The 11,072-nt window shown below is 67.7% G+C and carries 11 protein-coding genes; 3 read left to right on the top strand and 8 right to left on the bottom strand.

Annotation, left to right across the window (positions count from 1 at the left end; translation table 11 throughout):
* Positions 1-397 precede the first annotated feature (397 nt).
* From E1263_RS40285 to pcaH, 6 genes are read right to left on the bottom strand one after another with little or no spacing between them, the layout of a single operon-like run.
* The gene (locus tag E1263_RS40285; RefSeq protein WP_132177380.1) at positions 398-1,582 is read right to left on the bottom strand and encodes a 4-hydroxybenzoate 3-monooxygenase; all 1,185 of its coding nucleotides are present in this window, start codon (positions 1,580-1,582) and stop codon (positions 398-400) included.
* On the bottom strand, positions 1,575-1,943 hold the full coding sequence (pcaC, locus tag E1263_RS40280; protein ID WP_132177378.1) for a 4-carboxymuconolactone decarboxylase: 369 nt from the start codon (positions 1,941-1,943) through the stop codon (positions 1,575-1,577). The genes E1263_RS40285 and pcaC overlap by 8 nt, the downstream gene beginning before the upstream one ends.
* A complete protein-coding gene (locus E1263_RS40275; protein WP_165956925.1) occupies positions 1,940-2,704 on the bottom strand; it encodes an alpha/beta fold hydrolase in 765 nt (254 codons plus the stop codon). The genes pcaC and E1263_RS40275 overlap by 4 nt, the downstream gene beginning before the upstream one ends.
* On the bottom strand, positions 2,697-3,875 hold the full coding sequence (locus E1263_RS40270; RefSeq protein ID WP_132177374.1) for a lyase family protein: 1,179 nt from the start codon (positions 3,873-3,875) through the stop codon (positions 2,697-2,699). Before E1263_RS40270 ends, E1263_RS40275 begins: the two co-directional genes overlap by 8 nt.
* Entirely contained in the window at positions 3,872-4,405 is a 534-nt protein-coding gene (gene pcaG, locus E1263_RS40265) for a protocatechuate 3,4-dioxygenase subunit alpha (RefSeq protein WP_132177372.1), read from the bottom strand. The genes E1263_RS40270 and pcaG overlap by 4 nt, the downstream gene beginning before the upstream one ends.
* Complete coding sequence (gene pcaH, locus E1263_RS40260; protein ID WP_202869289.1) at positions 4,398-5,150, bottom strand: protocatechuate 3,4-dioxygenase subunit beta; 753 nt, start codon at positions 5,148-5,150, stop codon at positions 4,398-4,400. The genes pcaG and pcaH overlap by 8 nt, the downstream gene beginning before the upstream one ends.
* 69 nt (positions 5,151-5,219) lie before the next feature.
* Between pcaH and E1263_RS40255 the strand changes: the two genes are divergently transcribed.
* Positions 5,220-5,978 carry an IclR family transcriptional regulator gene (locus E1263_RS40255; protein ID WP_132177370.1) on the top strand — a complete coding sequence of 253 codons (759 nt, stop codon included), beginning with the start codon at positions 5,220-5,222 and terminating at the stop codon, positions 5,976-5,978.
* A gap of 4 nt (positions 5,979-5,982) precedes the next feature.
* On the opposite strand, the gene E1263_RS40250 is transcribed toward E1263_RS40255, so the two are convergent.
* Both E1263_RS40250 and E1263_RS40245 read right to left on the bottom strand, forming a co-directional pair.
* Entirely contained in the window at positions 5,983-7,461 is a 1,479-nt protein-coding gene (locus E1263_RS40250) for a benzaldehyde dehydrogenase (protein WP_132177368.1), read from the bottom strand.
* 57 nt (positions 7,462-7,518) lie between these two features.
* Complete coding sequence (locus tag E1263_RS40245) at positions 7,519-8,427, bottom strand: LysR family transcriptional regulator (RefSeq protein WP_132177366.1); 909 nt, start codon at positions 8,425-8,427, stop codon at positions 7,519-7,521.
* Between the two features lie 78 nt (positions 8,428-8,505).
* Between E1263_RS40245 and E1263_RS40240 the strand changes: the two genes are divergently transcribed.
* Positions 8,506-9,429 (top strand): DMT family transporter, encoded by a 924-nt coding sequence (locus E1263_RS40240; protein ID WP_132177365.1) that lies wholly within the window; start codon positions 8,506-8,508, stop codon positions 9,427-9,429.
* Complete coding sequence (locus tag E1263_RS40235) at positions 9,426-10,376, top strand: hypothetical protein (RefSeq protein WP_132177363.1); 951 nt, start codon at positions 9,426-9,428, stop codon at positions 10,374-10,376. Before E1263_RS40240 ends, E1263_RS40235 begins: the two co-directional genes overlap by 4 nt.
* Positions 10,377-11,072 lie beyond the last annotated feature (696 nt).

Genomic DNA, 11,072 nt, shown 5'->3' with positions numbered 1-11,072 from the left:
GTCCACCCCACGTCCCCGGGGTCCCCGCGACTGAACCCACTGGGTCGACTGAACGCAGATTGCCGTCGGCGAACGTTTGCCGGCGACACACTCCGCACACTCGACACACTGGAGCCATTCGACGACGCCCACCGATCCCCCCACCCACTGAACCCACTGTGCGGGCTAGGACACCACGCCACTGAACCCACCCATGCGCCCCAGAGCCTCGCCACTGAACCCAGCGGGCCTCTCCGCGAACCCCGCCACGCGCCTTGAGCGCGGTTCAGTCACCGATCGAGCCGGAAAACGGCTGATGGGTACTCAAAGGTGAATGGACTCACGGCCTTGAGCACGGTTCAGGCGTTTCGAGGGGGCTCTGGTGACTGATGGGTGCTCAAGGGGTGGGGTGCTACCTCTAGCGGCCGGTGGGCCAGCCGGTGTAGGACTCGGCCAGGTAGGTGGAGCCCGCGGTGGAGGTGGTGACGGCATTGAGTTCGCCTAGTTGGCGGCGGAGGTCGAAGGCGTTGGCTTCGGGGTGGGTGTGGAGCATGCTGGTCATCCAGTAGGAGAAGTGCTGGGCCTTCCAGACTCGGGCGAGCGCGCGGGGACCGTATTCGTCCAGAACGTCCTGGCCGGCGAAGGTTCGCTCGAGCAACTCAGCCAGGACTCGGACATCGGCCAGGGCGAGGTTGAGGCCCTTGGCTCCTGTGGGTGGGACGGTGTGGGCGGCGTCGCCGGCTAGGAGGAGGCGGCCGTGGCGCATCGGTTCGGCGACGAAGCTGCGGAAGCGGAGGACGGTCTTACTGGTGATCGGGCCTTCGTGCAGCGTGAGGCCGTCGGGCCCGGCGACGCGGGCCTGCAGCTCAGACCAGATGCGGTCGTCAGACCAGGCGTCAGTGTCCTCGTCGGGATCGCACTGAAAGTACATCCGTTGCAGCGTGTCCGTGCGCTGGCTGATCAGCGCGAATCCGCGCGGCGAATGGGTGTAGATCAACTCCGGCGCGCTCTTCGGCGCCTCGGTCAGAATCCCGAACCAGGCAAAGGGATACTCGCGCACATAGTGCTGCCGCAGCGACTCCGGAACCTCCAGCCGGCACATCGAATGCGAGCCGTCCGCCCCCACCAGGTAGTCGCATCGCACCTCGTGCTCGACCCCATCCGGCGCAGTGAACAAGATGCCCGGCTGATCCGACATCACGTCAACCACGCGTGTCCGAGCAACCCCGAACCGCACATCGCCCCCATCGCGAGCGCGTGCGTTGGCGAGGTCGACGAAGACATCGGTCTGCGGATACAACCAGGACGCCGCCCCGACCAGTCCCTTGAAGTCGATCCGGTGGCTCTCCCCGCCGTACCGGAGCACGATGCCGTCGTGCGCGATCCCTTCACGATGTACCCGATCGGATACCCCGGTCTCGACGAGCAGCCGGACACTGTCGTCCTCGAGAATCCCGGCCCGGACCGTGTTCTCGATCTCCCAGCGGGTACGACGATCAACCACGACCGAATCGATCCCCGCCAGCGCAAGTAGGTGCGAGAGCATCAGCCCCGCAGGCCCACCACCGACAATCCCAACCTGGGTGCGCGTCACCTCAGTCATCCAGGACCTCCTGCGCGATCGCGAACGCGTGGTTGGCGGCGGGTACCCCGCAATACACGGCCGACTGCAGCAGCACCTCGGTGATCTCCTCAACACTCAGCCCGTTGGTCCGCGCCGCCCGCAGGTGCATCGGCAGCTCCGTCCAATGCCCCTGGGCGATCAGCGCAGTGATCGTGATCGCGCTGCGCATCCGACGATCCAGCCCCGGCCGCGTCCACACCGAACCCCAGGCATAGCTCGTGATCAGCTCCTGGAAGTCCGTGGTGAGCGCGGTCTTGCCTGCCTCGGCCCGGTCGACATGCGCATCGCCCAGCACCTCCCGCCGTACCTGCATCCCGGCGTCGTACGTCGGATCGCTCATCGGCCACCTCGCTGGAAGAACTCGGTCAGGACGTTGGCGACCGCGGCCGGCTCCTCGGCCGGCGGCAGGTGCGCACTACCTTCGAACACGTACGACGTTGCCTCGGGCAACCGCTCGGCCGAATCCTGCGCCAGCTCAGGCGGTACGACGCGATCGTGGCGACCCGCCGCCACCAGCACCGGCACTGTCGCGGAACCCAGTCGACCCCGACCGTCGAATCGCGCCAGCGCCTCGCAGGTTGCGGCATACGACGGAGCGTCCGCGTCGGTCAGGCTGTCGAGCAACCGTGCGACTGTTCGCGGATCACGATCGGTGAAACCAGGACCGAACCATCGCTCGACCGACCCCGCGATCACCGCGGAGGTCGACGCGGCGCGGACCAGATCGGCGCGTTCGTACCAGGCACCGGCTTCGCCGATCTTGGCTGCGGCGGCGAGAGTGGTGATCGCGGTGTACGGCCCGGGGTCGACCGCCAGCGCGAATCCGACCGCACCGGCCACGGACACTCCGGCGTACCAGGTGTTGCCGGTTGTCAGTTCGGTGGCGACTTTGCGGAGGCTGTCGGCGATTTCGGCAATTTCGAATCCGGTTGCGGGCGCGCTGCGACCGTGACCCGGCAGGTCCCAGCCGACGACTCGGAAGGACGGCGTCAGGTGCGGCACACACGCGCCCCACAAGGCTTCGACCGAAGTCCCCAACGACGGACCGACGATCAACAGTTCGCCGGAACCACCGAAGTCGGTGCAGGTCAGCTCAACCACGGTCCCACCTCTCCAACACCTGATCGACAAAGTCGGTCGCCGAGCCCAGATAGCGCATTGGGTCCTCGCCCGCGTCGCCTGGACGCTCTGCGAGCAGGTCGCCGGCTGCGGCTCGGGCGCGCTCAGCCATAGCTGCGGCGTCCACCTCCAGCCCGCCGACCAGGTCAGCCGTTTGCGACAGTGCGGTGACAGTGAGCGTGAGGACTCGACTGAACGCCGGCCACTCGGCATGCCAAGCACCGTCAGGGCGCTCGTCGGTCGCGAGCGCGCTGCAGGTGTGGAGGTGCCCGACCAGCGGTGGGACCTGTAGGGCGGCACTGCGGATGAGGACGCTGAGCACCGGGTTCGCCTTGTGCGGCATTGTCGACGACGTCCCCTTCCCGGCAGACCGGCCCTCCCGGACCTCGCCGACCTCAGGACGCCCCAAGAACAAGACGTTTCCGGCGATGACCCCGGCCGCCGCGCACGCCTCGCCCAACACGTCCGCGATCCGAGTGATCGCCGTACGGCGGGTGTGCCAGGGCAAAGCTCGACGCAGCCCGAGCTCTGCGGCGAACGCGTCGACCACGGCGTCCGGTGTGTCGGTCAGCTCCCCCAGCAACGACCGGGTGCCAGCAGCTCCCCCGGCTTGCACCGGAAGCTCAGCACCCCGGATCGCATCCCGAGCATCCAGTACGCCGACCAACCACTGAGCGGCCTTCAACCCAAAAGTCACCGGTACGGCGTATTGGGTCAGCGTGCGACCGGTCATCAGCGACTGCCGATGCGCGCGGGCGAGCTCAGCCAAGGCGGCCGCGGTGATGGTGAGATAGGTATCGGCACGGCCAAGCGCGTCCTTGGCCAACAGCATCAACGCCGTGTCGAGCACGTCCTGACTGGTCAGCCCGCAGTGGATGTACTGGGCCGTGTCATCATCGACGGCTGCTCGCAGGATGCGAACGAGCTCGACAACGGGGCTCCCCGCATTCTCGATGCTCTCCGGCGACGGGCGCGGAAGATCGGCCGCGATCGCCGCCGTGAGGGTCTGCAGGTGGGCTTCGGTGGCACCCTGCTTGCCCTGGGCAACCATGGCGGCGAGCCAAGCCCGCTCGACCTCGAGCATGGCGCGCCAGAGTCCGTCATCGCCGAGCCCGACAGCGCGATGACGACCCGGCTCCAGCAGGTCGCTCACTGATGCCCCGGGTAGGTCAGGAAGATCGACTGATTGTCGCCCTGCAGGTGCAGGTCGAAGCGCAGCGAGCCGTCCTTCTCGCGAGTGGCGATCATCCGGGCCTGATCCTCGTGATCGAGGCTGGCCAGGAGGCGATCAGCTGGTGGGTTCGGCAGGTAGATCCTCGTGAACAACCGGTCGAGGAGACCGCGCGCGAACACCGTGACCGCGAAGAACGGTGCGCCGCCGTCGACCGAGCCTGGCTCGACTGTGGAGAACCAGTACTCGCCGGCAAGGTCAGTGCTGCTCCGACCCCAACCGGTGAAAACGCCGTTGCGTAGCAGGGATCCGGGCACTTGCGGGACGACACCGGCCGCGTCGGCCTGGCGGATTTCGAGCAGGGCATCCGGGACCGGTTCGCCGGCGCCGTCGTACACGATGCCGTGCAACCGGATGCCGGTTCCGACCGGCATCAGTTCGCGATCGCCGTCGTACGGGAGGGCGTAGTGGAAGAACGGTCCGACGGTCTGGCCGGGGGTGCGCTCAGGCATGGTCCTCGCCCTCCAGCGGGGTCGCGTGGGATCCCGTCAGGACGATGTCCCAGCGGTAGCCCAGCAGCCATTCGTGCTGGGACAGATCGTGCTCGTACGTCGCCACCAGGCGCTCGCGCGCGGCCGGGTCGGTGATCGACTGGTAGATCGGGTCGAGGGCGAACAGCTGATCGCCCGGGAAGTACATCTGGGTGACGAGTCGCTGGGTGAAGTCGGTGCCGAACAGCGAGAAGTGCACATGCGCCGGGCGCCAAGCGTTGCGGTGGTTCTGCCACGGGTAGGGTCCGGGCTTGATCGTGGTGAACGAATAGTTGCCGTCAGCATCAGTTAGGCAACGGCCGACGCCGGTGAAGTTCGGGTCGATCGGCGCGGGATGCTGGTCGCGCTGGTGGATGTAGCGGCCGGACGCGTTCGCCTGCCAGATCTCGACCAGCTGATGCCGCACCGGACGACCGTCGCCGTCGAGGACGCGGCCGGTGAGCAGGATGCGCTCACCGAGTGGTTCACCGCCGGCCTGGATCGTCAGGTCGGCCTCGAGCGGGTCAACGTCGTGCTGGCCAAAGACCGGCGCGAGCAGCTCGGCCCCCTCCGGATCGGCCTGCCGCAGGTCCTTGGTCGGGAACCGCAGCAACGAACTCCGGTACGGCGCGAAGCCGAGCGCCGGCTCCGAACGCCCGGAGGGGGCGGCAGCGATCTCGGCAGAGATCTGCGCCTGGGTCGGCAGGGGCGCGGCAGTCTCGTTCACCCGTTCATCGTCGCCATCTCAGGCTCCATCTGCCACGATGGGCTTCCGCTGAGTGGAAGGATCACCAAGATGGCGGGCAGAGTTTCCACCCCGGGCGCCACGGTGGTGTCGCGCGCGCTCGCACTCCTCTTCGCCTTCGACGAGCAGCACCGTCGGCTTACCCTCTCCGAGCTAGCCGCTCGCGCCGACCTGCCGCTGCCCACCGCGCATCGCCTGGTTGGCGAACTGGTCGCAGGCGGCGCCCTCGCCAAACGATCCGACGGCGCGTACGTCGTCTCCCGCAAACTGTGGACCGTCGGCCTACTCGCGCCCCTGCCCAGCGGCCTACGCGAGACCGCCGGCCCGTTCCTGAACGACATCCACGCCGCGACCCGCGCAACCGTGCACCTGGCGATCCGCGAGGGCATCAGAACGCTCTACCTAGAACGCCTCACCGGGCGCGCGTCGGTTCCGGTGGTGAGCACAGTCGGCTCCTATCTGCCGCTGCACTCAACCGGTGTCGGCAAGGTCCTCCTCGCCTACGCGCCAGCCGACGTACAGGAAGCGGCCCTCGCCCAGCTCACCCGCTTCACTCCGCACACGATCACGCACGCGGGTCGACTGGAGAAGCAGTTGATCGAGATCCGAGAACGCGGCTACGCCACCACCACCGAAGAAATGACCCTCGGCGCCTGCTCGGTCGCCGTACCGATCCGCCCCCTCGGCCCCGACGGCCCAGTCGTCGCGGCTGTCGGCCTGGTAGTCCCCAACCTCCGCTCCCACCGAGCCGCCCTACTAGCCGCCTTACAGGTCGCCGCCCAAGGAATAGGCCGCAGCATCACCGCCTAAAGGCTCACAGCGGGTAGGTGGGTGGGGTGCCTCGGAGGGTGATCCAGCGGGTTTCGGTGAAGGCTTCGATGTTGGCGGTGGCGCCGCCGAAGCGGGAGCCGGTGCCAGAGGCGCGGACACCGCCGAAGGGGGCGTTGGCTTCGTCGCTCACGGTTTGGTCGTTGATGTGAACGATGCCGGTGGGGATCTGTTCGGCGATGGCCAGGCCGCGCATGACGTCCTTGGTGACGATGCCGAGGGACAGGCCGTATTCGCTGGCGCCGGCCAGGCGGATGGCATCCTCGACCGAATCGACCTTCGTCACTGGTGCGACCGGACCGAAGATCTCCTCGGTGAAGGCGGCGGCTTCAGCCGGTACGTCGGCCAGCACCGTGGGGCGGTAGAACAGGTCGGAGTAGGTGCCGCCCGCAACTAATTTGGCGCCGGCGGCGGTTGTCGCACCGACCAGGCCGTGGATCTTGTCGCGTTGACCGGCGTCGATGATGGGGCCGAGGGCAACTTCCTCGGTGGCCGGATTGCCGACGGTCAGCGAGGTTGCCTTGTCGGCAAGGGCTGCGACGAAGTCGTCGTACACACCTGCGGCAACGAGGTGGCGGCCGGTGGTCATGCAGATCTGGCCTTGATGGAAGAACGAGCCCCAGGTCGCCAGGTTCACGGCGGCTTCCACGTCGGCGTCGTCGAGGATGAGGAGCGCGGAATTGCCGCCTAGTTCGAGATGCGCGCGCTTAAGGTGTTCGCCGGCCAGGGCTCCGATGCGGCGACCGACGCTGGTGGAGCCGGTGAAAGAGATGACACGGACATTCGGATCGGTCACCAGAGCCTGTCCGACGTCGGCGCCACCTGGCAGCATCTGCAGTACGCCGGGAGGCAGTCCTGCTTCCTCGAAAATGCGGGCCATCAAGGCGCCGCCGGTGACCGCCGTCCGCGGGTCGGGTTTGAGGATCACTGCATTGCCGAGGGCAAGGGCTGGGGCGACCGAGCGGATGCCGAGAATGATCGGCACGTTGAACGGGGAGATCACCGCGACCACCCCGGCGGGCACCCGCCGAGCCATCGAGAGTCGCGGCTCCTCCGACGACAGCACCTCACCGAGCGGATGGCCCGGCAGCGCGGCTGCCTGATAACACTCCTCCGCGGCAATATGCAGGGAGAAGCCGATGATCCCTGCGGTCGCGCCGACCTCGCGGGTGTTCCAGCCGGCTATCTCCTCGGCATGCTGCTGCCACAAATCACCCGCCCGGCGCATCACCGCTGCGCGCGCCGGATGAGGGAGCGCTGCCCAGGCTCGCTGGGCCTCTGCCGCGGCTCGCCCGGCCTCGGCGACATCCTCCGCGCTGGCCAGGCCCATCCGGCCGAGCTCACCACCGGTCGCGGGCTCGATGACGGCGTACTGGCCAGCCTGACCGGGCTGCCAACTACCGGCCTTGAAGACATTCCCCGACCAGTCGCTGCCGCCCAGAAGTGTGTCCGTCAGAAGCGTCATGCGTGCCCTCCTCGTTGGTGGCGTCACCGTACGAGGGGGTTAGTTGTCCCTTCAACCTCAACTTCCACTGAGTGAGAGAACGTCGCGCAGCGCTGCGGCTACTGCGTCGACCGGTGGGGTGCGGGCGCGGCGGGTGAGCAGGTAGACCGCTCGACCGACGTCGGCTTCGGCCGCTCTCCGTACGGCGACGCCCGGTGTGCCGTGGCGGAGCACCAGATCGGGCAGGAGCGCCGCAGCGCCGGTGGTGCGGACCAGTTCGAGCAGGATGAGGAAGTCGTCGGAGCTATAGCGCAGGTCCGGTTCGAATCCGCCGTACTCGCGGCAGACGCGCACCTGCATCTCGCGGTGACCGGTACCAGGCTGACAGGCGGCCCAGGCGATGTCAGAGAGGCGGGAGATCTTCACTCGGTCCGCACTGGCCTCAGGGTGGTCTTCCGGGAGCACTACTCGGATGTGCTCACGCAGCAAGGGCTCTCGCTGCAGATCCACATGCACCGGTCGCGGCTGGCCGTCGTACTCGTCGCCGACCACCAGGTCGAGCTGCTGCAGCCGGAGCGCCGGCACGGCCTGCTCCACCTCACCCTCCGTCGCCTCGACCCGGATGTTCGGGTGACTGACAGCCAGAGCCCGTACGGCGGGAGCCACGATCCGCAGGAATGCCGACTGGAACGCAGCGATCCGTACGACGCCAGCCACTCGACCTGCCGCGACGGAAGCCAGCTCGGCCTCAGCCGCCTCGACCCCCGCCAGCAGAGTGGCCGCGTGCCGGACGAGAACATGGCCGGCCGCGGTGAGCCTGACATTGCGGCCGATTCGCTCGAGGAGCGGCGTACCGGCTTCTCGTTCGAGGACGGACAGTTGCTGGGAGACCGCGCTGGGCGTGTAGCCGAGCGCGCGGGCCGCGCCGTGCACAGTGCCGCGGTCGTGGACCTCACGGAGAAGCCGGAGTCGATGCAGGTCGAGCATCTGTTCAGAATAGCTACACAATCATGTCCAAGAAGCCGTGATAGACGTGAACAGTTGAGAGCCCGGATCATCGTTCCCGTGGGCGCCCTCTTCTGTCTCCTTTCCGCCGCCGCATTCGGCGCGATGGCCGTGTTCGGCAAACTCTCGTACGACGAGGGGGTGTCGGTCGATGCACTCCTGCTGATCCGCTTCGGGCTGGCCGGTCTCGTCCTGATGGCGATCGCGCTAGCCCGCGGCGCGCTGCGGGGTCTCCCCCGGCGCGCGGTGCTGACCAGCCTCGGCATGGGCGTCTTCGGGTACGCCGCTCAGGCCGGGCTCTACTTCTCCGCATTGACCCGGATCGACGCGTCACTGGTCGCGCTGCTGCTGTATCTCTACCCGATCCTGGTGATGGCCGGCGCGATCCTGCTCGGCCGCGAACGCGCCTCCCGGCGACGGGTGTGGGCGCTCGGGTTGGCGTTGGCGGGGATCGGCCTGGTGCTGAGCGGTGCCGCGTCCGGGCGGTTCAACCTGACCGGGGCGCTGCTGGCGATCAGTGCTGCCGTCGTCTACACCTGCTACATCCTCGTCGGCGATCGCACGACAGCCGCCGTACCGCCGCTCGCCCTGGCTGCACTCGTCTGCACCGGTGCCTTCGGTACTTTCCTCATCGCGGCCGTTGTCCGCGGCAACAATGGCCCGCTCGCGGAGCTCAGCAGCATCCAACCAACCGGTTGGTTCTGGCTCGCGCTGCTGTCGCTGGTCAGCACGGTCGGCGCGATCCTGTTGTTCTTCGCGGGGATGGCCCGCGTCGGCCCGTCGGTTGCGTCGATCCTGTCGGTCCTCGAGCCGGTCGTCACGGTCCTGTCGGCCGCCGTCGTCTTCGGTGAACACCTCAGCCCGCTGCAGGGGCTAGGCGGTGGGGTCGTCCTGGCCGCCGTACTGATCGTTCAATGGCCAACCCGCGCCGTCGCGGAAACCCAGGTGCAGCCGACCCCGCAGCCCGAGATCATGCTCACGTGACCCACCTGACGGACCTCGACTTCTTCGCCGGCCTGGCGATCACGGGCACCGTGCTGGGTGTCGACGCCACCAGCGATCTGGCCACGGTGCAGGAGGTGCTCGGCGACGAGGACTTCTACGAACAGCTCCCGGAGGAAGGATCGAACTGGGAGTACGCGAACACCGACTACGGTCTCGTCGACTTCGGCTGGGGTCGCGAGCGGGGCACCGACGAGTGGATCTGCAGCTACGCCGGTACGCAGAACCACCGGCTGAGCCGAGGCAGTCGCCGGACAGCACGCCGTACCGCGGGGTTGCTGCTGCGCACGCGATACGGCCAATTCCGCCAGTACCTGAACATCGAGGACCTCCGGGCGGTCGTGGAAGACCACGGCTTCAGCCTGGACAGTACGCCGCAGTGGCCGGGAGCCGACTTCTCGCAGTACTGGGTGCCGGGAGTCTCGACCACCATGAACGTCGCCATGTCCGACCCGTCGTGGGGACCCCCGGGAACGGTGGCGAAGATGCTCGGCGCTCCGGTCTCCGAGCGACACCTCAACCACAAGGCACGGGTCGCATTCGACGGCCAGAAGAAGCAATTCAATGCCTATGGCAAGGAGTTGCTGAAGCTGACCGACAGGCAGCGCGCGGAGTGGCTCGACGAACATCAGCCGACGGCCGGCCCGGACCGCAACCTGTGGTGGTCCTTCCTACGGAGCCACTTCCTGTACGCCGACAACGAGCACCCACCGTGGACCGAGCTCGCCTACACGCTGGACCGCGACGCCGCCGTACGAGGTATCGACACGCCCGATCGCGCCGCGCTCGCCTTGATCCGCTGGGCCGGAACCGCCGAACTGCCCGAGCGCCCGACACTCGATGACGCGATCGCACTGTGGCTAACCACGACCCCCCACGCTCGAGGAGGGCCAACGGCTGGCCGCGGCGACCACGCTGACCCCGGATGAGATCCGACTGTCCCGGCGGCTGCGCGACCAGGCCCACGAACTGCGCGAACACCTGTCGGCCATCACCGACTCAGCAACCGCCGCCGGACTGCGCACCTGGGTCAAGCTCGGGCCGCAACTGCTGCGGTATCCCTACTTCGGTTAGCCCCTTGCTCAACTCCGGTACGGCGGGGTGGTTGCTCGCCGCACCGGACAAGCCGGACACGTCGCTTGGGGCTGGTCGCCGCGGCGGCCGCGCTACAGAAAGAGCTTGACTGGGCCCGGCGCGGGGTTGAGGTACTGGCGAGGCCGGCGACCGCGTGACCGCTGCTTGAGGTACCCGCTATGGCTGAGGCCCAAAATCTCCGCTAGTCGGCAACAAAGGGTCGCCATTTGAGAAAAAGTTGCCGGCCAACGACCCCGGCAGACCGAAACGCGGAGCTACTCGCCTTAGTCGGAGGTGACCCACCCGTCATCTCATGGGTTCCCCCACCAGACGACGGCCATCCCTAGGAACCCGCCGACGAAATCCTCCGATTAACGACGCGATCAGGGACTACCCGGCCGGTTCGCACAACGCGTGACTTTTTCGGGGGCGGATTCAGGCGGTGGTTGCAACGCCGGGTGGATTTGCTTGGTCGGATAGTAGTTTGTCGAGGGCCTCGGTGGGGGTGCGCCAGTTGAGGCGTTTGCGGGGCCGGTTGTTGAGTTCGGTGG

It is taken from the genome of Kribbella antibiotica (genome assembly GCF_004349055.1).
Lineage (GTDB): Bacteria > Actinomycetota > Actinomycetes > Propionibacteriales > Kribbellaceae > Kribbella > Kribbella antibiotica.
Note: the sequence above shows the minus strand (reverse complement) of the source record. Positions and strands in the feature narration are given on the sequence as shown.